We start from the raw sequence: 256 nt of genomic DNA on the forward strand, positions 1-256 counted from the left end.
TCCAATCACCCTGTCGCGGGGTGGAGCAGCCCGGTAGCTCGTCAGGCTCATAACCTGAAGGTCACAGGTTCAAATCCTGTCCCCGCAACCAATACTAACTCACCAACAATATCAGACACTTGATCCGTATGTATCCGTCCGGTGTCCCCGCTCTGACGGCGTGATGGAGTGCCTGCTAGATGTCCACCATGGATAGTGGACATCTTGAGGTAAGCGATGGCGGGCAAGAAGGGGCAGAAGAAGCGGGTTTGGTCAG

1 tRNA gene is annotated in these 256 nt (G+C 55.5%); it reads left to right on the plus strand.

From position 1 onward, the window contains the following. Positions 1 to 14: 14 nt before the first annotated feature. Positions 15 to 91: transfer RNA gene (locus tag BV911_RS19010), tRNA-Met, on the plus strand. The last annotated feature ends 165 nt before the right edge of the window (positions 92 to 256 follow it).

The sequence above is a fragment of the Pseudoruegeria sp. SK021 genome, from assembly GCF_002119405.1.
Lineage (GTDB): Bacteria > Pseudomonadota > Alphaproteobacteria > Rhodobacterales > Rhodobacteraceae > Meridianimarinicoccus.